Origin of the sequence: Porphyrobacter sp. LM 6 (assembly GCF_001720465.1) — a bacterium.
In the GTDB taxonomy this organism is placed as follows: Bacteria; Pseudomonadota; Alphaproteobacteria; order Sphingomonadales; family Sphingomonadaceae; genus Erythrobacter.
In genome coordinates this window covers 808114-828887 of sequence record NZ_CP017113.1, presented here as the reverse complement: position 1 = coordinate 828887, position 20774 = coordinate 808114, and the positions used below count along the sequence as shown (strand labels likewise).

Below are 20774 nucleotides of genomic sequence, written 5' to 3'. Positions count from 1 at the left end.
GATGTGGCTGGATGCCCCGCAAGGATTCGAACCTTGATTGACGGAGTCAGAGTCCGCTCTCTTACCATTAGAGGACGGGGCATTGGCCATCCGCTGGAGATTCTCCGGCGGTGTCAGCGAGCGCGCTCCCTAGTTTTGTGCGCGGGCAAGGTCAAGGCCGCGTGTGCTCCGGATGCGCGCAGCTTGCTCTTGGAAGGGGGTTCGGGTAGCTTGGCCCCAAGTGCCGCGTGCCCGATGATCGCGCGTGGTGAGATGGAAGTATTGCAATCATGGCGGAAACACTCCCGCCGGACAGGAATAGAAGTGCTGGGAAAAACCGGGGCGGCAAGTCCGGCAAGGTAGCCGATTTCCGCTACAAGCGCCCCCCTCAGCCCGATCCCCGAACGAACGGCCGTGATGGCCGGGCCAAAGGCGCAAATGGCCCCGGCCCGCGCTCCGGCGCGCCCCGGATCGAGGCCGATCTGGCCGCGATCGGATCGTGGAAACCTTCGGGCAATGGCGAGGCCTATGCCGCGCTTGACCTTGGCACCAACAATTGCCGGTTGCTGATCGCGCGCCCCTCGGGCCGGGATTTCACCGTGATCGACGCCTTCAGCCGGGTGGTGAAACTGGGCGAAGGCCTCGCCACCAGCGGGCGCCTGTCCGATGCGGCGATGGACCGCGCGCTCGGAGCGCTCTCGATCTGCGCCGACAAGCTGCAGCGCCGCAATGTCCGCCTCGCCCGCTCGGTCGCGACCGAGGCGTGCCGCCGTGCGGAGAATGGCCTCGCCTTCATCGAACGCGTGCGCCGCGAAACCGGCATCGCGCTCGACATCATCAGCGCCGAGGAAGAGGCCCGCCTTGCGGTGCTGGGCTGCCACATCCTGCTCGAATCGGGCGATGGCCCGGCAGTGATCTTCGACATCGGCGGCGGTTCGACCGAACTGGTGCTGGTCGAGGCCGGCGGCGAGGAGGCCAGCCGCGTCCCCCGCATCCTCGATTGGCAGAGCGTGCCGTGGGGCGTGGTCTCGCTCACCGACACGGTCGGGCGGGGCGAGGACAGCGAGGCGGCCCGCGCCGCACGCTATGCCGAAATGCGCCGCTTGGTGGCAGAGAGCTTTGCGCCCTTCGCCGCGCGCGTGGCCGATTCCGCGCTGCATCCCGATATCCGGCTGCTCGGCACCAGCGGCACAGTGACGACACTCGCCAGCCTCTATCTCGAACTGCCGAGCTATGATCGCAAGGCGGTGGACGGGCTGATCGTGCCCGCCCCGGCCATGCGCGACATCAGCGCGCGGCTTTCGGTGATGACCCCCTATGAACGCGCGACCCTGCCCTGCATCGGGCAGGACCGGGCGGATCTCGTGGTGGCGGGCTGTGCGATTCTCGAAGCGATTCTCGACCTGTGGCCGGCACGGCGACTGGGCGTGGCCGATCGCGGCATCCGCGAAGGCATCCTCCGCAGCCTGATGGCGGCCGAGCGCAAGTCCGAACGCAGCCTGCGCGCACTCCACAAACAGCGCGGCAACGGCGCGCCGTCCGGTCGGGCCAAGCCATGACCCGCGGCGCCAAGACGCCCAGCAAACGGGTCAAGACCGCCAAGGGCCGCACTGCGTCGCAGGTGCGCTGGCTCGAACGCCAGCTCAACGACCCCTATGTGCGTCAGGCCAAGGCCGATGGCTATCGCAGCCGCGCGGCTTACAAGCTGATTGAACTCGACGAGAAGTTCGGGCTCGTCAAAGGCGCAAGCCGCGTGGTCGACCTCGGCATCGCACCCGGGGGATGGAGCCAGGTGGTTCGTGCCAAATCACCCAAGGCGCAAGTGGTGGGGATCGATCTCCTGCCGGTCGAACCGCTGGAGGGTGTGACGATCTTCCAGATGGATTTCATGGCCGATGCAGCCCCGCAGGCGCTCGCCGATGCGCTCGGCGGGCCGCCCGATCTGGTGATGTCAGACATGGCCGCCAACACGGTCGGTCACAAGCAGACCGATCACCTGCGAACGATGGGACTGGTCGAAGCTGCGGCGTGGTTTGCGGTCGAGAACCTCGCGCCCGGCGGAACTTTCATTGCCAAGGTGCTGGCAGGCGGCACCGATACCGAACTGCTGGCGCTGCTGAAAAAGCACTTCGCCACCGTCAAGCATGCCAAGCCCCCGGCGAGCCGCAAGGATTCCTCGGAATGGTATGTGGTGGCCCAGAAATTCAAAGGGCGGGAATAACCCCGCCCTTCAAGTTTCTGGATTATTCGGCTGCAGCCGGATCGGTTCCGGCTTCCGCTTCGGCGACGGCACCAGCTTCTGCGGCCTCCGCTCCGGCTTCGGCTGCCGCATCGGCCACGAAGGTCGGCACCGGCAGGTTCGAACCCTGCGAGTTCAGATACATCGCGATTGCAGCGCGATCTTCGATCTTGGAAAGACCGGCAAAGCTCATCTTGGTGCCCGCGACATAAGCCTTGGGGTTCTTGAGCCAGGCGTTCATCTTGTCCCAGTCCCAGGTGCCGCCCAGCGCCTTAAGCTCGGCGCTGTAGGCAAAGCCAGCCTTGCCGCCAACCGCGCCGCCCATGATCCCATGGAGGTTGGGGCCGACGCCGTTGGCACCGCCCGCATTCACGGTGTGGCAGCTCTGGCACTTCGAGAAGGCTTTTTCGCCCGCCGCAACCAGATCGGCAGCCGGCATCATGTTGAGCGCCTCGGCCATCGACATTTCCGCCGGGCCGGCGCCTTCCTCGACCACGCCCTCGATCACATAGCCGAGTTTCTCCGGCCGCTCGGGCTTGTCGCCGTGGAAGTACTTGCCCGAGAGGATCGAAAGACCCAGCCCGAGGCCTGCCGCGAACAGCACCCAGCCGGCGGCGGTGTTGAACAGATCGCTGCCACCAGTCTGGCCTGCAGCGTTATCCTGCGAAGAGTTGTCCTGTGTCATCCCGCCGGCTCCATAGTGTCGCCCTCGCGCCCGCGCAAGACTCATCGTGGCATCAATTCTTGCGCCTTTTGCAAGCGGGCTTGCCGCTGCGCCCGCATCGCTCTAGCAGCCTAGCACCATGCGATCCTTCCCTGCCCCCGCTGTCGCCATCGTCGACCGGATGCGCGCCGCTGCCGCCGCCGATCCTGCGCGCGCGATTGCGTTTCAGGGCTCACCGGGGGCAAATTCGCACCGCGCGGCGACAGAGGCGCGCCCCGACCTCGCCCCGCTGCCCAGCTTCAGCTTTGAAGATGCGCTCGACGCCGTGAAGGACGGGCGCGCGGGTGCGGCGATCATTCCGATCGAGAATTCACAGCACGGGCGTGTGGCCGATATCCACTTCCTGCTGCCCGAAAGCGGGCTGCACATCGTCGGCGAATACTTCATGCCGATTCACCACGCGCTGATGGCACTCGGCCCCGCAACGCCGGACCGCCGATTCGAGGCGGCCTACAGCCACCCGCAGGCGCTCGGCCAGTCGCGGCGGTTCCTGCGCGAGCGCGGGATCGTGCCGCTCAGCCATGCCGATACCGCAGGCGCTGCCGCCTTCGTCGCCGAACGCGGCGATCCGGGCGTCGCGGCGATCGCGCCTGCCATTGCGGCCGAGCTCTACGGGCTCACCATCATCGAGGAAAATGTCGAGGACAGCCCCGACAACATGACCCGCTTCGTCGTGCTTGCGCAGGAACCGCTGCCGGCAGAGGCACTCGCGGATCAGGCGGTGATGACCACCTTCATCTTCGAGGTGAAGAACATTCCGGCCGCGCTCTACAAGGCGCTCGGCGGGTTTGCCACGAACGGCGTCAACATGACCAAGCTGGAAAGCTACCAGCAGGGCACCAGCTTTGCCGCGACCACATTCTATGCCGATATCATCGGCGCGCCTGGCGATCCGGCGGTCGACCGGGCGCTTGAGGAATGTGCCTTCCATTCCAAGGAATTGCGGATTCTCGGCAGCTATCCGCTGGGTCGCACCCGCGGCTGAGGCAGTAGCATCGGTTTCCCGGTTGCGCCCGCGTTAGAGGCGTGTCACCACTAGGCCCGAATGACCCTTCCGGCCACGACCAGCGCGTCAGAAACGCCCGTGAATCCAGCTGCATCCGCTCCACCCGGGTGGGGCGGGGTGCGCAACGACAGCGACCTCCAGTTCGCGCCGGTCACAATCCCCGAAACGAAGCCACCCGAACCGAACTGGTTCGAGCGCCTGCTGTCAGACATTTTCGCGTTCCTCGCCGATCTGTTCGCACCGCTCGGGCAGGCGCTTGGAATGTCGTGGTGGTGGCTGCAATGGGTGCTGCTGGCCGCCGCGATCGCTTTCGTGCTGGTGCTGCTCGTGCGGCTGCTTGGCCCCGGCTTCGGCCCCCGCGATACGCGCAGCACGGCCGATAACGACAGCGAATGGCGGCCCGATCAGGCGGCCTCGCTCGCGCTGCTCGAGGATGCTGACCGGCTTGCCGCGGAAGGCCGCTTCGACGAAGCGACCCACCTGCTGCTCCAGCGCAGCGTCGGCCATATTGCCGCCGCCCGCCCCGACTGGGTCGAGCCATCAAGCACCGCGCGCGAACTGGCCTCGCTTCCCGCCCTGTCCGATGCAGCGCGCGCCGCGTTCCGGGTAATCGCCGAGCAGGTGGAGCGCAGCCTCTTCGCACTCGGCAAGCTGGAACGGTCCGACTGGGAAGCCGCGCGGGCGGCCTATGCCGAATTTGCCCTCGCGCGAATCGAACGCAAGGCGCTGCCCGCATGACCGCCGCCCCGTCCGTCCCCTTCTCGCGGTTCGGCGCGCTGATGCTGGTCGCGGTCGGCTTTGCGCTGTTTCTGGCAATGGTGTGGCTGATCGCCGCAGGCGAGGAGTTCGGCGATCGCGGCAATGACGGACAGGCCCATGCGGCCGGCACGGGGCTCAACGGCTATGCGGGTTTTGTACGCCTGCTTGCCGCCGAGGGGTACGATGTCACCCGTTCACGCAGCCCCTCGGGGCTCGAAACCTATGATCTGCTGGTGCTGACCCCGCCAGCCTATGTCGACCCCGAGGAATTCGCCGAACTGTTGCAGAAGCGCGAAGGCCTCGGCCCGACGCTGGTGATCCTGCCCAAGTGGGATGCCAGCCTGCCGCCGCCGATCCTGCCCGAGGATGCGCGCGAGAAGTTCAAGCCTGGCTGGGTCATACTGACGGGCGCCTATCCGTCCGAATGGGCTGCGGAATTACCGGAACCCTACAAATTCAAGCACATCAAGGAAGCGCTGGCGAAGGATGAAGCGCACTCATGGGAAGGGCTGGGCCTGTCAGGCCGGATGCCGACCCGGACCATGCTCTACGCCGATAGCAATGCGCGCCACGAAGCGCTGATCGCCGATGCTGCGGGCCACACGCTGGCGTTCAAGGTGATCGGCGAGCCAGGCTCTGCCTATAACGAGAACGCGCATTGGACGATCTTCGTGGCCGATGCCGATCTGGTGAACAATTACGGCATGGCGGGCCAGAGCCGTGCCGAGGCCGCGCTCGCGCTGGTCGAGGAGCTGACCTATGACGGGGATATCTCCGCAGTCACTTTCGACATGACGCTGAACGGGTTTGGCGCGTCGGAGAACCTCCTGACGCTCGCCTTCCGCCCGCCGTTCCTGGCCGCGACGCTGTGTCTGCTGCTGGCACTGCTGATCGTCGGCTGGCGCGCGTTCCAGCGGTTCGGCCCGCCAGCCCTCGCCGGTGGCCCCGCCATCGCCTTCGGTAAGCAGCGGCTGATCGCCAATGGCGCGGGCCTGATCCTGCGCGCACGCCGGCTGCGGCTGCTGGGTGCGCCCTATGCTGCACTGTCGGCACGGCGGATTGCCGAGCGGCTCGGACTTGCCCGGCCCGATCCGCAGGCCATCGACGCCGCCCTCGCCCGCCGCCTGCCGGGCGAAGAACCCTTCACCCGCCGCGCCACGCGGCTCGAGGCGGCGAGCAAGCCCGCCGACATTCTGACTGCCGCACAGGCGCTCGATTCGCTCACCACCAAGCTTTCCCAGGGGAAATAGCCCGATGACGATGTCTCTCTCCGATGTCCGCAACCTTGCCGACGCTATCCGTGCCGAAGTCGCCAAGGCGATTGTCGGGCAGGAAGCAATGGTCGACATGCTGCTGACCGCCATGCTTTCGGAAGGCCACGTGCTTCTTGAAGGCCCGCCGGGAACCGCCAAGACTTTTCTCGCCAATGCCTTCGCGACCGCGCTGGGCCTCGATTTCGGGCGCATCCAGTTCACCCCCGATCTGCTGCCGGGCGACATCCTCGGGTCGAACCTGTTCAACTTCCAGACCAGCCAGTTCACCCTCACCCGCGGGCCAATTTTCTGCGATCTGCTGCTGGCCGACGAAATCAACCGCACCCCGCCCAAGACCCAGGCCGCACTGCTCGAAGCGATGCAGGAACGCCGCGTAACGCTCGACGGGGAGACCCACCACCTGCCCGATCGCTTCATGGTGATCGCTACCCAGAACCCGATCGAGAACCAGGGCGTCTATCCCTTGCCCGAAGCCCAGCTTGATCGCTTCGTGTTCAAGCTGCTGGTGCCTTACCCGGCCGAGGAGGAAGAGGCGCGGATCGTTGCCACCTATGGCCAGCGTTCCGGCCCGCAGCGGCCTGCTGATCTGGGTGTCACCGCCGTCACCAACGCCGCGGGGCTGACCGCGGCGAGCGGGGCGCTGGCGCAGGTCACCGTCGCGGACGAGATCACCGCCTATGTCGTCCGGCTGGTGCGCGCCACCCGCGAACACAGCCAGCTGACGGTCGGCGCATCGCCCCGCGCGGCGGTGCTGCTGGCCAATGCCGCTCGCGCCCGCGCGGCGCTGGAGGGTCGGGCCTACGTGATCCCCGATGATGTCAAAGCGCTCGCTGTGCCGGTGCTGCGCCACCGCCTGACCCTGTCCCCCGCTGCCGAGATCGAAGGGCGCGATATGGAGGCGCTCGTCGCCGAGCTGGTCGAAGCGACCGAGGCTCCCCGCTAAGCGATGGACGCACTGCTCCGCCTTCTCGGAGTGATTTTCCGGCCGCTCAGGCCGCTGCTCATCGTCGCGCCGACCGAACGTGCGGCGTGGCTGGTCGCGGGGCTCGCTCCGGTCGCGCTGGTGATTGCCGCCACGGCCCCCGGCGCATGGGTAATTGCGCCGATAATCGGCGGCGCCTTGCTCGCGCTGGTGGTGCTCGACGCGCTGCTTTCGGGCCGAAATGCCGGGTGGGATATCAACGCACCCACCGATGTCGAAGTCGGGCAGCCGGCAGACCTTGCCGTCACCGCCCGCTTTTCCGGAGGCCGGCAGCGCCGTGTCGCCGCCGCGCTCGCCTGCGATCCGCGGCTGGGTTCTGGCGGCCGGGTGACGTTCGATCTTGTGCGGATGCCGGACACGCCCGACTGGCGCGGAGAGGCTAGGATCACGCCCGACCGGCGCGGCACGGCGGAGGTCACAAAGGCATGGCTGCGCTGGGAAGGGCCGCTCGGCCTCGGCGCGCGGCAGGTCAGCTACTCGCTCGATCAGGTCGTGCGGATCTGGCCCGATCTTTCGCCGGTGCGCTCGCCCGATCTGCAGACCTTCCTGCGCAACGCCCAGCTCGGCCTCATCGCCCGGCGCATCCGCGGCGAGGGAACGCAGTTCGAGGCGCTCAGCGAATACGAGCCGGGCATGGACCGCCGCCGCATCGACTGGAAGGCCAGCGCCCGCCACACTCGCCTGTTCGCCCGCGAGAACGAGAGCGAGCGCAACAACCAGATCGTGTTCGCTTTCGATTGCGGGCAGGCGATGTGCGAGCCGGTGGACGAGCTTCCCCGCATCGATCGTGCGGTTTCGGCAGCTCTCACTTGCGCCTATGTGGTGCTTAAGGGCGGGGACAAATGCGCGCTGTTCGGCTTTGCCCAGCGCCCCCAGATCATGACCCCGTTCATCGGCGATGCCCGCGCCTTCCACCGCCTGCAAAGCGCGGCCGCCGGGCTCGATTACACCGCTGCCGAACCCAATTTCACCCTCGCGCTCGCCACATTGACATCGAAGCTCAAGCGCCGTTCGCTGGTGGTGCTGTTCTCCGACTTCACCGATCCGACCAGCGCCGAACTGATGGTCGAAAGCCTCGGGCGGCTGGCGGACAAGCATCTGGTGCTGTTCGTCACCATCGCCGACAGCGAGATCGAAGATCAGATCGCCGCATCGCCGGACGATATCACCACCTTGGCCCGCGCTGTCACCGCCGACACGCTGCTCCAGCAGCGCAAGCTGGTGCTGGGGCGGCTGCGGCGGATGGGCATCGATGTGATCGAGGCCCCGTGGGAGACGATCGGCCCGCGCCTGATCGATCGCTATTACCAGATCCGCAGCAGCGAGGCCATCGGGTGAGGCGCGCATGAAGGCACCGATCATCTCGTCTTGGTTCGGGCGCGGAGCAATTGCCGCGCCGCCCGATATCGAAAGCGCCGCACTGCGTTCGGACCGCTTCCGGCTGGAACGCGAGGGTGAATGGCGGCGGCTGGAAGAGATCGTGGCGCGGATGGAGCGCGGCGGGCTGCGGCGCATTTCCGATGACGACCTTATCGCTCTTCCAGCGCTCTACCGCACAGCGGCGTCCTCGCTTTCGGTCGCGCGCGAAACCTCGCTGGATGCCGCGACGCTCGGCTACCTCGAGGCGTTGGTGCAGCGCGCGTGGTTCCAGGTCTATGGCCCGCGGCAGGGCTTTGCGCGCTGGCTGCGCGACTTCCTGCTGGGCGGATGGAGCCGCGCGGTGCGCGAAATCTGGCTCGATATCTGCATCTCGCTGTTCGTGATGATGGCGGGCGCGGTGGTCGGCTGGCTGCTCGTCGCGCAGAACGAGGAATGGTATTACCGCCTGATCCCCGGAGGCCTCGCCGATACCCGCGTGCCGGGGGCGAGCCGCGAGGAGCTGTTGCGGACGCTCGCCACAGAGGAAAGCGCGGCCGGGCTTTCGGCCTTCGCCGCACAGCTGTTCAGCAACAATTCGGCGGTGTGCATCCTTGCCTTTGCGCTGGGTTTCGCTTTCGGCATCCCCTCGTTGATGTTGATGGTTCACAATGCCGCGATGCTCGGCGCGATCCTGTGGCTGTTTGCGGGGCAAGGCCTGCTGGTGGAGATTTCCGCATGGCTGAGCGTGCATGGCACAACCGAGCTGTTCGGCATCATGCTGTCGGGCGCGGCGGGGCTGCATATCGGACGGGCGATGGCCTTTCCCGGCACCCGCCCGGTGCTCGATGCCGCTGCCGAAGCCGGGCGGCGCGGCGCGGTGGTGATGGTCGGCGTGGTGATCATGATGATCATCGCCGGACTGCTCGAAGCCTTCCCGCGCCAGCTGGTCGACGGCGAGCCGGGGCGCTTCCTGATCGGCGGGACGATGCTGATCTTCTGGCTCAGCTATTTCTTCCTCTACCGTCCGCGCCGCAGCGCAAGCGAGGCCGCGTGAGCAAGCCGGCAGACAATCGCACGCGCACGCTGGTGACCCCGGAAGGCATCGCCCTGCCGCTGACAATCGCCTCGCGCGGGAGCCGGGCGGGCGCGCTGATGCTCGACGTGACGATCATCGTGACCGGCCTGATTGCTTTCTATCTGATGGTCATTTGGATCGCCGGCGGGCTGCTCGAAGGCACAAGTCTCGACCCTTCCGCCGCGCCGCGCGGGGCGCAGGAGTTTCTGCTGATCCTGCTCGCGCTGGCCGGGTTCCTCACCTGGTATGGCTATTTTCTGATTCAGGAACTGGGCCCGCGCGGGGCGACTCTGGGCAAGCGTATCGTCGGCATCCGCATTGCCCCGCGCGATGGTGGAAGGCTGACCGCCGAAGCGGTGATCGCGCGCAACCTGCTGCGCGATATCGAGGTCTTCTACCCGTTGGTCACCTTGCTGACAATTATGGTGATGAACTCCATGCAGCAGGATATCGGCGCGCTTGGCTGGGTGATGACCGGCTGGCTCGCGCTGTTCCTGCTATTCCCGTTCTTCAACCGCGATGCCCTGCGCGCAGGCGATATCATCGCGGGGACATGGGTGGTCGAACGTCCGCGCACGCGGCTTGCCGAAACGCTCTCGACTCAGGGCGCCGCCGCCGCAAGTGGGGCCAGCACCATCACCGGCGCACGCTACACCTTCGGCGAAGCGGAACTGTCGGTCTACGGCGAAAAGGAGCTCCAGACGCTCGAGCGGATGTTGCGCGAAGCCCAGCCCGAGGCGCTCACCGCGGTCCATGATACCATCTGCCGCAAGATCGGCTGGGAACCGGGCGCGGGCGACGAAAGGGCTTTCCTCGAAGCCTTCTATACGCAATTGCGGGCCAAGCTCGAAGGCGACATGCGGTTCGGCAAGCGCAAGGCGGACAAGTTCTCGTGAAAATGGATCGGCGTTTCTTCATTGGCGGCACGCTGGCACTGGGCGCAGGCGCGTGCATCCCGCCTGACCAGAGCCCGATCGGCCGGCTCGCGGCGGAGCTGCGGATCATCGAGGCGGCGGGCAACGGCACGCTCGGGGTCGAGCTTTACAACACCGTCACCGGCCTGTCGGTCGGCATCAACCGGAGCATGCGCTTCGGCCATGCCTCTTCGTTCAAGTTCTCGCTCGCCGCGCTCCTGCTCGCGCGCGCTGCCGCCGGGACCATCGACGCCGACAAGCGCGTGACGTGGACCGAGGCCGAGATGCTCGAATACGCGCCCTTCACGCGCGAACGGATCGCCACCGGCGCAACCTTGCGCGAGCTGGCGGAGGCGACGCAAACCACATCGGACAATCCGGCGGCCAATATCCTCCTGCGCGAGCTTGGCGGCCCGGCAGCGCTGACCGCCTTCTGGCGCAGCATCGGTGACGACGTCAGCCGGGTCGATCGTTACGAGCCGGAGATGAATATCGTCCCGCCAGCCGAGTTCCGCGACACGACAACCCCCGCCGCCATGGCGCGCACGGTCGCCGCGATCATCTACGGCAATGTCCTGCCGGAAGCCGAACGCACGATGCTGAAGGGCTGGATGGTCGCAACCGAAACCGGGCTCAAGCGCGTGCGTGCAGGCCTGCCCGAAGGCTGGGTGGCGGGCGACAAGACCGGCACCAGCGGGCTGATCGGCACCGATGGCAATTACATCGACATCGGGTTCGCCGAAGGGCCGAAGGGCGAGCCGCCGATCACCTTCGCCTGCTATTTCCGCGCGCGGCAGGCCGGCGACGACATGCAGGCCCGCGCGCAGCTCACGCTCTCGCGGGTGGGCCGGGTGATCAAGGAATTCGCGGAACCCGAACGCGGACTGCCGCTGGTGGGCAAGCTGTATTGAACTGATCCCGCTCGCCTCGAGCGAAGTCGAGAGGCTTTGCGCGAAGTGTCTCGACTTCGCTCGACACGAACGGCCGGCGGGATCAATGATCCGGCGTTTTCGACGCCTTCTCCTCGCCGCCGAAGATCGCCACTTCGCGCACCCCCGCGCTGGTCGCGCGGCCGCGATACATGCCGGTGGTGTTGAAGCTGAAGATCGCATGACCCTCGGGCGTGACGAGGATCACCCCGCCATCGCCGCCAAGTTCCTTGACGTCGGCCATGACCGCGTCCGCCGCCGCCTGCGCGCGCTCTTGGCTTAGGGCGCGGAATGAGCGGCACTCAACATGGCCCCCTACGCCATCATCCGATTCGACGACCCCGCACTGAGGTTCCGGCCGTCTGATCTTGCTACAAATCTCATGCGCCACTCCGACGCGGATGAAGTATTCGCCCCACCCCGTCGCCGACACCGCGCACGCTCGGTTATCCGCATAAGTCCCCGCCCCGATCAGCGGCGCATCGCCCACGCGGCCCCAGCGCTTGCCGGTCATCCCGCCGGTCGAGGTGCCAGCGGCCAAGTTACCTTGGCTGTCCAGAGCCACTGCGCCGACCGTGCCGAACTTGTGATCGACATCGAGCGCGGAGAGCTTCTCTGCCTTCAGCCGCTCCAGCGCCTCGCGCCGGAACGGCGTGGCGAAGTATTCGGGCGGGGTCACCGCAAAGCCCTTGGACACGGCAAAATCCTCGGCGCCCTTGCCGACGAGGAACACGTGCTCGCTCTGGGTGCGCACCGTGTCGGCCAGCAGGATCGGGTTCTTGACCGTCTTCACCCCCGCAACCGCGCCCGCAGAACGATCCCGCCCGTCCATGATCGAGGCATCAAGCTCGTTGGTCCCGTCCCAGGTGAACACCGCCCCCTTGCCCGCGTTGAACAGCGGCGAATCTTCCATGATGATGATCGCCGCCTTGATCGCGTCCATGGCGCTGCCGCCATCTGCGAGGATCTTCGATCCGGCATCGAGCGCCTTCTGGAGATCGGCCTCGTAAGCAGCGCGCTTGTCGGGCGTCATCTGCGCCGGATCGAGCGTGCCGGCCCCGCCGTGGATCGCCAGCGACCACTTGGGCGCCTCCTCGGCAAGGGCGGGTTGGGACATGAGGGCGAGCGCGATCAGCGATACAAGTTTCTTCATGGCGGCAAGGTGTAACGCGCCCCTGCGGCTTTCGCCAGCTTAACAGCGAGCGATCGACCCGCTAGGGCGAGACAATGATCTTCCGACCCGCCACCCTCGCCGATGCCCCTGCCCTTGCCGAACTCGGCGCCGAAACCTTCGTCGCGGCCTTCGGCCACCTCTACAAGCCCGAAGACCTCGAGGCCTTCCTTGCCGAAGTGCACAACCCCGAGGCGGTCGGCGAGGAGATCGCGGGCGATAGCTGCACCCACTGCCTGGTCGAGGACGATGGCGCGCTCGTCGCCTTCTGCAAGCTGCGCTACCCGACCAAGTTCGGTGAATATTCGGACGCGCGTGATCCGATCGAGCTGGGCCAGCTTTATGCTCTGCCCACACATACCGGCAGCGGGATCGGCGCGCAGCTGATGGACTGGGCGCTGGAACAGGCGCAGGCGGGCGGGCACGATGCCATCCTGCTCTCGGTCTATGCAGAGAACTTCGGCGCGCAGCGGTTCTACCAGCGCTACGGCTTCGGCAAGATTGCCGACATCACCTTTCAGGTGGGCGATCATCTTGATCCGGAGTATCTCTACGAATTGAAGCTGTAACCCAAGGGAGAGGGGACATGAGCGGATTTGGCTGGGCGAGCACCACGGACGAGGTGCTGGCGGGCAAAGACCTGTCGGGGCGGACCGTGTTCATCACGGGTGCGAACTCCGGCCTCGGTCAGGAAACCGCCCGCGCGATGGCGGCACGCGGCGCGCTTGTCATCATGGCAGGGCGCGATCAGGCCAAGCTCGACGAGTCTGTGGCAGCGATCCGCGCCCAGCACCCCAAGGCGCAGCTCGACACGCTCACTGTCGACCTCACGTCGCTCGAAAGCATCCGCGCGGCCACCTCCCGCGCACGCCAGCGCTTCGCCAAGATCGATATTCTGATCAACAACGCGGGCGTGATGGCAACGCCGTTCCAGCACACGCATGACGGGTTCGAGATGCAGCTCGGCACCAATCATCTGGGGCACTTCGCGCTGACCGCCGAACTGATGCCGCTGATCGAGCGCGGGCACCTGAAGCGCATCGTCAACCTCTCCAGCCGCGGGCACCATTTCGCGCCAGTCGATTTCGAAGATCCGTTCTTCGAACACCGCGCATATGATCCGTGGATCGCATACGGCCATTCCAAGACCGCCAACATCCTGTTCACGGTCGGGCTGGAGCAGCGCTTCGCGGTGATGGGCATTCATGCCTATGCCGTGCATCCGGGCGGTATCCAGACCAATCTCGGCCGCCACATGACCCCCGAAATGATCGAGACGTTGATGGCCCGCGTCACCTCGAAGGACACGGGCTTCCAGTGGAAGACCATCCCGCAAGGTGCGGCCACGAGCTGCTGGGCGGCCACCGCCGAAGAGCTTGAAAGCAAGGGCGGAGTCTATTGCGAGGACTGCCATGTCGCCGAGGTGGACGACGAATCCGCGACCGGCGGTGTGCGTTCCTATGCCATCAACCCCAGCTACGCCGAGCGGCTATGGGCGCTAAGCGAAGAGCTGACCGGCGCAAAGTTCCCCAGCTAGCCGCCCACGAACTAAGCCAGAAGGCCAAGCGCATCCCTCGCCTCGCGGTTCGGCAGGCAGTGTGTAACCACTCCGGGCTCAGCCGCGTATTGGCAGCAGGGCCCGCAGCGCGGCTACACAGGAGAAGCTTTTCAATGCCCCCAGACCGGAGTGCAAAAGCCGGCTGAATGCTTGCCGACGAGGCCACCTTCGCCCGGCTTATGGCCGCGATGCAGCAGGGCGACCGTTCGGCAGCGAACGTGCTGCTGACCGAGGCGGGCATGTGGCTCGAACGCTATTTCCGGCGCCGGGTGCCGCCGCAGCAGGTCGACGATCTGGTGCAGGAAGTGCTGATCGCGCTCCACACCAAACGCGCCACCTGGGATCCGGCGCGCCCTTTCCTGCCGTGGCTCGCGGCGATCGCACGCTATCGCTGGGTGGATCATCTGCGCCGCGTCTATCGCGATGCGAGCGAGGAACTGCTGGAGGACAGCGGCGCTCAGGAGAGCGAGGAAGACGTGTTGCTTGCCCGGGTCAGCCTCGAACGCCTGTTCGCGCATTTGCCGCCGAAGCAGGTCGAAGCGATCGAACTGGTGAAGATCGGGGGGCTGTCGATCGAGGAAGCCTCGGCCCGCAGCGGGCAGAGCGCGAGCCTCGTCAAAGTCAACATCCACCGTGGCTTGCGAAAGCTCGCTGCGCTGGTCGAGAAAGCGGAATGACATGAATGACCCCGCCAAGCGCGCCGAACTGATCGCCGCGCTCGCAGACGACATCACGGCTGTACGCCGGGTGCACCCATGGGAGGGCGTCGGCCTGATCGCGGCTGCGACACTGGTCGCGGCGCTTGCTGCGATTGCATTGTTCCGCTTCTGGGGCGGCATCCTTACCGGCGAGGCCTCGCCCTATTTCTGGATCACCAACGGACTGCTGCTGCTGCTCGGCGCGGCCAGCACGGTGGCGCTGGCCGCTGGTGCGCTGCCGCAGGTCGGCCCGCGTCCCAATGCGCCGGCATGGGCCTTTGCGATGCTTGGAGTGCTGCCGCTCGCCGCAGTCATCCAGCTGGCTCGGGCTTCGGGGGCGCATGCCCACCAAGGGTTGGCCGATCCGGACGCCTTCCATTGCCTGTCCTCGGCACTTGCGGCGGGAGTGGTGGTTGCGCTGGCGGCGGTATTGTTCCTGCGCCGCGGCGCGCCGGTGGCGCTGGCGCGGCAGGGCTGGCTGACGGGGCTGGCAGCCGGATCGCTCGGGACACTCGCCTACGGCACGACTTGCCCGATCAACGGGATCGCGCATCTCGGTCTTTGGCATGTGCTGCCCGTTCCGCTGGCGGCACTGGCCGCGCGGGTCATCGTGCCGCCCCTGATCCGCTGGTAGCCACGCGCAAGTCATTGCCCCATCACGCAGGCGCGTCTATACACGCGGCCATGTCTTCCATCCGTCCGTGGCGCACGATCGAGCGGCGCAAATCGCGCCAAATCATGGTGGGGAATGTCCCCGTTGGCGGTGATGCTCCCATCACCGTGCAGACCATGACCAACACCCCTACCGAAGATATCACGGCGACGATCGACCAGATCCGCCGCTGCGAGGAGGTGGGTGCCGATATCATCCGCGTGTCCTGCCCGACCGAGGAATCGACGCGCGATTTCAAGAAGATCACCCGCGCGGCGCGGATCCCGGTCGTCGCCGACATCCATTTCCACTACCAGCGCGCGCTCGAAGCGGCAGACGCCGGTGCGGCGTGCCTTCGCATCAATCCGGGCAATATCGGCTCGGCCCAGCGCGTCGCCGAAGTGGTGCGCGCCGCCAAGGCCAATGGCTGCGCGATCCGCATCGGGGTGAACGCGGGCAGCCTCGAGAAGGACCTTCTGGAAAAATACGGCGAGCCCTGCCCCGAAGCGCTGATCGAAAGCGCGCTCGATCACATCAAGCTGCTGCAGGACCACGATTTCCACGAATACAAGGTGGCGGTGAAGGCGTCCGACGTGTTCCTTGCAGTCGCGGCCTATCATGGCCTTGCCGAAACGGTCGATTGCCCGCTGCACCTGGGCATTACCGAAGCGGGCGGGTTGATCGGCGGGACGGTGAAGTCCTCGATCGGCATCGGCTCGCTGTTGTGGGCCGGGATCGGCGACACGATCCGCGTCAGCCTCTCGGCCGAGCCCGAACAGGAAATCAAGGTCGGCTTCGAGATGCTCAAGGCGCTCGGCCTGCGCACCCGCGGCGTGCGGGTGGTGTCATGCCCGTCGTGCTCGCGGCAGGGCTTCGACGTGATCCGCACAGTCGAAACGCTCGAAAAGCGGCTCGAACACATCAAGACGCCGATGAGCCTTTCGGTGCTCGGCTGCGTCGTCAATGGCCCCGGCGAAGCGCGTGAGACCGATATCGGCCTGACCGGCGGCGGCAATGGCAAGCACATGGTCTACCTCAGCGGCATGAAGGCCCACGCCATCGATGACGAGGCGATGCTCGATCACATCGTCAAGCTCGTCGAGGAAAAGGCCGCCGCGATCGAAGCGGGCGAGGCAACCGCCTTCGATCCCCACGCCACCCCGCAATCCGCAGTCGCCGCCGAGTGATCCGCCGCGCGATTGCCGCAGGCCTGGCGCTGGCGCTCGGTGCTTGCGCGACCACGCCCGACGTAGCCGCCCCGGCGCGGCCCGATGCCAAGTCCTATGCCGTCACCCAGGATGCGATGGGCCATGTCGATGCCGCGCTCGCCCGCGCCGCCGCCGGTGGCAAGCGTGTGCTGGTGGTGTTCGGCGCGAACTGGTGTCACGACAGCACCGCGCTCGTCGGATGGCTGGCGACCCCGCGCTTTGCGGCGCTGGTGGCCGAACGCTACGAGCTGGTGTTCGTCAATGTCGGCCTGCCGCAGACCGGTGACGGACATAACCTCGCCGTGGCGGGCCGCTTCGGCCTCGAGGAGATGAAGGGAACGCCTGCCCTGCTGGTGCTGACGCCCGAGGGCGAGCCCGTCAACCTCGACACCGCCGCCAGCTGGCGCAATGCCGCCAGCAGGAGCGAGGACGCGATTTTCGCGGAACTGAGCGCGCTCGCCGACCAGCCCGCACCATGACCGAAGCCCTCCTTCTTGCTTTCGCACTGGCAATGGACGCATTTGCCGTTGCGCTTACGCAGGGCGCGCGGTTCCGCCCGTCGGTTGCTGGCGGGATGGCAATCGCGCTCACCTTCGGTCTTTTCCAAGGGGTGATGCCGCTCATCGGCTGGGGCATCGGCGCCTTTGCGCTGGCCTATGTCGAGGCGGTCGATCACTGGATCGCGTTCGGCCTGCTGGCCTTCCTCGGCGTGCGGATGCTCGGCGGCCATGTCGGCGAGGAAGAAGCTTCCCGCGCGCTCACCGGCAAGGCGCTGCTGATCGCAGGCATTGCAACCAGCGTCGATGCGCTCGCCGCCGGGATCACCCTGCCGACGCTGGATGTCGCGCCGCTCGCCGCCGCAGGGCTGATCGGGCTCGTCACCTTTGCCTTGAGCGGCATGGGCGTGCGGATCGGCCGGATCGCGGGCGACCGCTGGGGCGAATGGGCCGAGCGGGCCGGGGGCGTGATCCTGATCGCGCTGGGGTGCAAGATCCTGGCCGAGCACACCGGATACCTCTGACGCCGCGAGATGCTCCACGTCGTCCACCACGCCGACTATATGGCCCCGCGCCCCGAGAAGGGGACTTTCCGCTTCGACAAGTACTGGCTCGTGATGGAAGAACTGCGCAGCAGCGGCGCCCCGATCACCGAACACGCGCCCGAACCCATGCCGCGCGAATGGCTCGAAGCCGTGCATTGCCCCGATTACGTCGATCAGGTGTTCCGCTGTGACGTCCCGCGCGAGAAGGAACGGCGGATCGGCTTTCCGGTCACGCCCGCGATCACGGCCCGCGTGCGACACACCAATGGCGGCACCTGGCTCGCGGCGCAGTTGGCGATGCAGCACGGCTATGCCGCCAACTCCGCCGCCGGAAGCCACCATGCGCTGCACGATACCGGCGCGGGGTATTGCGTGTTCAACGACCTCGCGGTGACCGCCAACCGGCTGATCGCCGAGCGCCTCGCGGCCCGCGTGCTGATCGTCGATCTGGACGTGCATCAGGGTGACGGCACTGCCAGCCTCACCGCCGGGCGTGCGGATATCTTCACCCTCTCGCTTCATGCCGAGAAGAACTTCCCGGTGCGGAAGGCACGCTCCAGTCGCGATGTGGGCCTTGAAGACGGCACGGATGATGATGGCTACATGGCGGCGCTCACCCGCCACCTGCCTCAAGTCATGAACGACTTCGCCCCCGATTTCGTGCTCTATCAGGCCGGCGTCGATCCGCATGCCGATGACAAGCTCGGGCGCCTCGCGCTGACCGATGCAGGCCTCGCCGCGCGGGACCGCTTCGTCATCCGCGAGGCGCGGGCGCGTGGTTTGCCGGTCGCCAGCGCGCTGGGCGGCGGCTATGGTGATGATCCGCGCGTCGTGGCCGCCCGCCATGCAGCTTCGATGCTGGCAATGGCGGACGAGAATAGACGGGTGTCGCCTCTCTGAGTGTGGTATCGTCCGACCGGGTCACAACCGGGGGGAATGTGATGACTGATTGCGCGACCGACTATCTCATTATCGGCGCAGGCGCGGTCGGCCTCGCCTTTGCCGATACGCTGCTCGATGAAGACCCCGATTGCCACATCACTTTCGTCGACAAGCACGCCAAGCCGGGCGGGCACTGGAACGATGCCTATTCCTTCGTCGCGCTGCACCAGCCGAGCGCCACCTATGGCGTCAATTCGATGGAACTGTGCCCCGACAAGGTCGACACGCATGGCCATAACAAGGGCATGTATCCACTTGCCAAGCACCCGGAGATCCTTGCCTATTACGGCAAACTGATGAACGAGCGGCTGCTGCCGAGTGGGCGGGTCGCCTATTATCCGCTCACCGAATATCGCGGGTGCACCGACAGCACGCATCACCTTCGCGGCATCCTGTCCGGCGACGAAACCAGCGTCTCGGTAAGGCGCAAGCTGGTGGATGCGACCTATTTCCAGACGTCGGTTCCCGCCACCCATACCCCCAAGTTCGACATCGCTCCGGGCACCCGCTTTGCACGGCCGGGAGATCTTCCGGGCCTGTGGATGCAGGCCGATAATTGCCCCGAGCACTTCATCATCCTCGGCGCAGGCAAGACCGCGATGGATACGGCAGTCTGGCTGCTTGAGGCAGGGGTTGTGCCGGAACGGATCGGCTGGGTGCGCCCGCGCGATTCGTGGATGTTCAACCGCCGCTTCCTGCAACCGGCCCATGCCGCAATCGAGGGCCTGATCGAATTCCAGGTCGCTCTCGTCGAATGCGCCGCCGCCTCGGACAGCGGCGACGAGATGCTGCTGAAGCTGGAACAGCGAGGCATTTTCCTCCGCCTCGATCGCAGCGTGACGCCCAGGATGATGCACTATGCGGTCATTTCCGAGGGCGAAGTTGCCCTGCTGCAAGCCATCAAACAGGTCTATCGGCAGGGGCACGTCACGCGCATTGCGCCAGGTGCGATGGATTTCGGGGGCGAAAGCGTTGCGGTCCCGCAGAACAGCCTGTTCATCGATTGCACCGCTACCGCTGTCCCGTTTGATGCGCGCGCGGATGTGAAGCCCATCTTCAACGGCGACCGGATCACGCTGCAAGTCGTCAAGACCCCGTTCGTACCTTACAGCGCGGCAATGATCGCGTTTGTCGAAGCCAATTTTGCCACCGACGCCGAAAAGAACGCGCTGTGTCCGCCCACACCTCTGACAGATAGCCCCGCCACCTATCCCTACGCCGTGATGCTGAACCTTTTCAGCGACGGCATCCTAAGCCAGAACGCGAAAACCAGCGCCTTTGACGCGCGCAGCCGTCTGCATCCCACGGCACCGACGATCGCGAAGATGATCGCGACAAACGACCCGCGGCTGGCCGAAATCACGAAAGCCGGATCCATCATTCAGGCCTGTATGCCGGGCGTGATCAAGCTCGGCATGGCGGCCAAGGCATTGCATGAAGCGGGACACCGTCCCACGAACTGACGCAGAACTGCGACGAGCCGTGCGATCAGGGCATTTGCGTTATTGGGAACGCAAGCCTTGGCCGTTACGTTAAAGTGTAATGAAGCGTCGCGACCTTCTCAAAGGCACACTTGCGGCGGGCGTAGCACTGGCTCTGCCCGCTCGCCTTGCTGCGTCCGTCATGCCGGGCACGCCGCGCGACCGCATCCTGTTCGAAATCGCGCGCCGCGAGCTCCAGCGCGCAGGCAACGCGATCTGGCGGCGCGATATTGTCGGGATCGCCGATTTCGGCCTCCATTCGGCCAAGCCGCGGTTCCACTTCGTCAACCTCGATCGCGGCGAAGTGGTGTCGCATTACGTCAGCCACGGCATGGGCTCGGACGCACAGCATGACGGCTGGCTCAAGGCATTTTCGAACACCGAAGGATCGAACGCGACCAGCCGGGGCGCCTATGTGACGTGGGAATGGTATCAGGGCCGCTATGGCACCTCGGTGCGGCTCGGCGGGCTCGATGCCACCAATGATGCGGCGCTGCGGCGCTACATCGTGATGCACCGCGCCGACTATGCCGAACCCGAACATCTGGCGACCTATGGCCGCCTCGGACGCTCGAACGGGTGTTTCGCGATGGGCACCGAACAGTTCCGCGAAGCCTTGACCCACCTTTCGGGCGGGCGGTTGCTGTTCGCCGACAGCCTGGGGCTTGAGGAAGACGGCACCATCCAGCCGATCCCGGAACTCGCCCGCTACGAGCGCAACCCGCTGCAATTCGGCGCCACCGCCACCGCCAGCGCGTTCTGACGCTGCGCGGCGTGCGAAG

General features: G+C 66.2%; 22 protein-coding genes and 1 tRNA gene. 20 read left to right on the top strand and 3 right to left on the bottom strand.

From position 1 onward, the window contains the following. Nucleotides 1–8: 8 nt before the first annotated feature. Nucleotides 9–82, bottom strand: a tRNA-Gln gene (locus tag BG023_RS04070). A 187-nt stretch (nt 83–269) separates the two neighbouring features. Here BG023_RS04070 and BG023_RS04065 point away from each other — a divergent pair. Both BG023_RS04065 and BG023_RS04060 read left to right on the top strand, forming a co-directional pair. Further along, on the top strand, nt 270–1538 hold the full coding sequence (locus BG023_RS04065; RefSeq protein WP_069309331.1) for a Ppx/GppA phosphatase family protein: 1269 nt from the start codon (nt 270–272) through the stop codon (nt 1536–1538). Beyond that, on the top strand, nt 1535–2200 hold the full coding sequence (locus tag BG023_RS04060; RefSeq protein WP_069309330.1) for an RlmE family RNA methyltransferase: 666 nt from the start codon (nt 1535–1537) through the stop codon (nt 2198–2200). The genes BG023_RS04065 and BG023_RS04060 overlap by 4 nt, the downstream gene beginning before the upstream one ends. A 22-nt stretch (nt 2201–2222) precedes the next feature. On the opposite strand, the gene BG023_RS04055 is transcribed toward BG023_RS04060, so the two are convergent. Next, nucleotides 2223–2903 (bottom strand): c-type cytochrome, encoded by a 681-nt coding sequence (locus BG023_RS04055; protein ID WP_069309329.1) that lies wholly within the window; start codon nt 2901–2903, stop codon nt 2223–2225. A 118-nt stretch (nt 2904–3021) separates the two neighbouring features. On the opposite strand from BG023_RS04055, the gene BG023_RS04050 reads away from it, so the two are divergent. The 8 genes from BG023_RS04050 to bla all read left to right on the top strand — a co-directional run bounded on the left by BG023_RS04050 (nt 3022) and on the right by bla (nt 11222). Continuing rightward, a complete protein-coding gene (locus tag BG023_RS04050; protein WP_069309328.1) occupies nt 3022–3927 on the top strand; it encodes a prephenate dehydratase in 906 nt (301 codons plus the stop codon). Nucleotides 3928–4065: 138 nt separating this feature from the next. Further along, nucleotides 4066–4686 (top strand): hypothetical protein, encoded by a 621-nt coding sequence (locus BG023_RS04045; RefSeq protein WP_233993070.1) that lies wholly within the window; start codon nt 4066–4068, stop codon nt 4684–4686. Next, nucleotides 4683–5957 carry a DUF4350 domain-containing protein gene (locus tag BG023_RS04040; RefSeq protein ID WP_069309326.1) on the top strand — a complete coding sequence of 425 codons (1275 nt, stop codon included), beginning with the start codon at nt 4683–4685 and terminating at the stop codon, nt 5955–5957. Before BG023_RS04045 ends, BG023_RS04040 begins: the two co-directional genes overlap by 4 nt. A 4-nt stretch (nt 5958–5961) precedes the next feature. After that, on the top strand, nt 5962–6924 hold the full coding sequence (locus tag BG023_RS04035) for an AAA family ATPase (protein WP_442956776.1): 963 nt from the start codon (nt 5962–5964) through the stop codon (nt 6922–6924). Between the two features lie 3 nt (nt 6925–6927). Next, nucleotides 6928–8301, top strand: a complete 1374-nt coding sequence (locus BG023_RS04030; protein ID WP_069309325.1) for a DUF58 domain-containing protein — start codon at nt 6928–6930, stop codon at nt 8299–8301. 7 nt (nt 8302–8308) lie between these two features. Beyond that, on the top strand, nt 8309–9376 hold the full coding sequence (locus BG023_RS04025) for a stage II sporulation protein M (RefSeq protein ID WP_069309324.1): 1068 nt from the start codon (nt 8309–8311) through the stop codon (nt 9374–9376). Beyond that, nucleotides 9373–10293: an RDD family protein gene (locus tag BG023_RS04020; protein ID WP_069309323.1), complete on the top strand. Its 921-nt coding sequence runs from the start codon at nt 9373–9375 to the stop codon at nt 10291–10293. The genes BG023_RS04025 and BG023_RS04020 overlap by 4 nt, the downstream gene beginning before the upstream one ends. Nucleotides 10294–10295: 2 nt before the next feature. Continuing rightward, complete coding sequence (gene bla, locus BG023_RS04015) at nt 10296–11222, top strand: class A beta-lactamase (RefSeq protein ID WP_233993069.1); 927 nt, start codon at nt 10296–10298, stop codon at nt 11220–11222. A gap of 82 nt (nt 11223–11304) precedes the next feature. On the opposite strand, the gene BG023_RS04010 is transcribed toward bla, so the two are convergent. Next, nucleotides 11305–12393, bottom strand: a complete 1089-nt coding sequence (locus BG023_RS04010) for an isoaspartyl peptidase/L-asparaginase family protein (protein ID WP_083234515.1) — start codon at nt 12391–12393, stop codon at nt 11305–11307. A 74-nt stretch (nt 12394–12467) separates the two neighbouring features. On the opposite strand from BG023_RS04010, the gene BG023_RS04005 reads away from it, so the two are divergent. The 10 genes from BG023_RS04005 (at nt 12468) to BG023_RS03960 (ending at nt 20755) form a co-directional block, all read left to right on the top strand. Next, nucleotides 12468–12980, top strand: coding sequence for a GNAT family N-acetyltransferase (locus BG023_RS04005; protein ID WP_069309321.1), 513 nt, complete (start codon nt 12468–12470; stop codon nt 12978–12980). Nucleotides 12981–12997: 17 nt separating this feature from the next. Continuing rightward, nucleotides 12998–13948: an SDR family NAD(P)-dependent oxidoreductase gene (locus BG023_RS04000; protein WP_069309320.1), complete on the top strand. Its 951-nt coding sequence runs from the start codon at nt 12998–13000 to the stop codon at nt 13946–13948. A 167-nt stretch (nt 13949–14115) separates the two neighbouring features. After that, nucleotides 14116–14646: a sigma-70 family RNA polymerase sigma factor gene (locus BG023_RS03995; protein WP_069309319.1), complete on the top strand. Its 531-nt coding sequence runs from the start codon at nt 14116–14118 to the stop codon at nt 14644–14646. Between the two features lies 1 nt (nt 14647). After that, on the top strand, nt 14648–15301 hold the full coding sequence (locus tag BG023_RS03990) for an NrsF family protein (RefSeq protein WP_069309318.1): 654 nt from the start codon (nt 14648–14650) through the stop codon (nt 15299–15301). A 50-nt stretch (nt 15302–15351) separates the two neighbouring features. Beyond that, nucleotides 15352–16506, top strand: a complete 1155-nt coding sequence (ispG, locus tag BG023_RS03985) for a flavodoxin-dependent (E)-4-hydroxy-3-methylbut-2-enyl-diphosphate synthase (RefSeq protein WP_069309317.1) — start codon at nt 15352–15354, stop codon at nt 16504–16506. After that, the gene (locus tag BG023_RS03980) at nt 16503–17006 is read left to right on the top strand and encodes a thioredoxin family protein (protein ID WP_069309316.1); all 504 of its coding nucleotides are present in this window, start codon (nt 16503–16505) and stop codon (nt 17004–17006) included. Before ispG ends, BG023_RS03980 begins: the two co-directional genes overlap by 4 nt. Beyond that, nucleotides 17003–17548 carry a manganese efflux pump MntP gene (locus BG023_RS03975; protein ID WP_069309315.1) on the top strand — a complete coding sequence of 182 codons (546 nt, stop codon included), beginning with the start codon at nt 17003–17005 and terminating at the stop codon, nt 17546–17548. Before BG023_RS03980 ends, BG023_RS03975 begins: the two co-directional genes overlap by 4 nt. A 9-nt stretch (nt 17549–17557) precedes the next feature. Beyond that, the gene (locus BG023_RS03970) at nt 17558–18469 is read left to right on the top strand and encodes a histone deacetylase family protein (protein ID WP_069309314.1); all 912 of its coding nucleotides are present in this window, start codon (nt 17558–17560) and stop codon (nt 18467–18469) included. A gap of 41 nt (nt 18470–18510) precedes the next feature. Then, the gene (locus tag BG023_RS03965) at nt 18511–19974 is read left to right on the top strand and encodes an NAD(P)-binding protein (protein ID WP_069309313.1); all 1464 of its coding nucleotides are present in this window, start codon (nt 18511–18513) and stop codon (nt 19972–19974) included. A gap of 79 nt (nt 19975–20053) precedes the next feature. After that, the gene (locus BG023_RS03960; RefSeq protein WP_069309312.1) at nt 20054–20755 is read left to right on the top strand and encodes a murein L,D-transpeptidase catalytic domain-containing protein; all 702 of its coding nucleotides are present in this window, start codon (nt 20054–20056) and stop codon (nt 20753–20755) included. Nucleotides 20756–20774: the final 19 nt, after the last annotated feature.